The sequence below is a fragment of the Streptomyces sp. WELS2 genome, from assembly GCF_013870595.1.
GTDB lineage: Bacteria > Actinomycetota > Actinomycetes > Streptomycetales > Streptomycetaceae > Streptomyces.
The window spans coordinates 1-1,102 of the sequence record NZ_JACBWZ010001333.1 but is presented as its reverse complement, the minus strand read 5'-3'; the positions used below and the strand labels follow the sequence as shown (position 1 = coordinate 1,102).

The following is a 1,102-nucleotide window of genomic DNA, read 5'->3' as shown; positions in this document are numbered from 1 at the left end:
GGGCGATGAAGGTGCCGATGCGTCCCATGTCGTGGCTGCCGAGGAAGGTGACCTGGCTGTAGGCGTTGGTCTTGTCGGTGGTGTAGCGGTAGTCCTGCGCGAAGACGTGGGCGAGGTCGTCGGCGGGGCCGCCGCGCGAGGCGAAGTTGCGGGCGGCGGCCTGGAACGGGAAGTCGAGGGTCGCGTCGAGGCGGCCCTCGGTGACGTAGGGGGCGGTGATGGCCGCGTCGGCGGAGAACGCCTCGGCGAAGAGGAAGAAGTCCCGGTGCCCGTGCCGTGCCGCGTGGCGGTCCAGCGCGGTGGCCCACTGGGTCCAGAAGGGCATGTCGACGTTCTTGGCGGTGTCGACGCGGAAGCCGTCCACCCCGAAGTCGTCGACCCACTTCTCGTAGATCTTCTCCATGCCCCGGACGACCTCCGGGCGTTCGGTCCACAGGTCGTCCATGCCCATGAAGTCGCCGTCCAGGGCGCTCTCCCCGGCGAAGGTGGAGTTGCCGCGGTTGTGGTACACGGACGGGTCGTTCAGCCAGTCGGGCACCTTGCGGTCCCGCGGGTCGGCGGAGACGCGCGGGGTGTACGGGGCGCCGGCCGCGTCCGCCGGGCGCATGCCGGTGCTGTCGTCGAAGGGGCGGCCCTCGGTGTCGAGATAGGGGTAGGCGCCCTTGCTGCGGTATCCGTACCGTTTCTCGGCGTAGTCGATGGTGTCCGCGGTGTGGTTGGTGATGACGTCGAAGAAAACCTTCATGCCCTTGGCATGGGCCTTGTCGATCAGCTCCGAGAGGTCGGCGTCGGTGCCGAAGTGCGGGTCGACGCGGGTGAAGTCGGTGATGGCGTAGCCGTGGTAGTTGGCGGTCGCCTTGCCGTCGCGGACCGTGACGGGTTTGTTCTCGAACACCGGCGCGAGCCAGATGGCGGTGGTGCCGAGGCCCTTGATGTAGTCCAGGTGGTCGATGGCGCCCCTGAGGTCGCCGCCCTGGAAGAAGTCCTTGTCGGTGGGGTCGTAGCCGGTGGTGGTGCGGTCGCCGGTCAGCCCGCCCCGGTCGTTCGCGGTGGAGCCGTTCGCGAACCGGTCGGGCAGCAGCAGGTAGAACTGTTCCCGGCT

General features: G+C 68.8%; 1 protein-coding gene. It reads right to left on the bottom strand.

What is annotated here, in order from left to right:
• The coding region (locus H5J33_RS36145; RefSeq protein ID WP_258565646.1) for an alpha-amylase family glycosyl hydrolase at window positions 1–1,102 on the bottom strand (1,102 nt) is incomplete at both ends.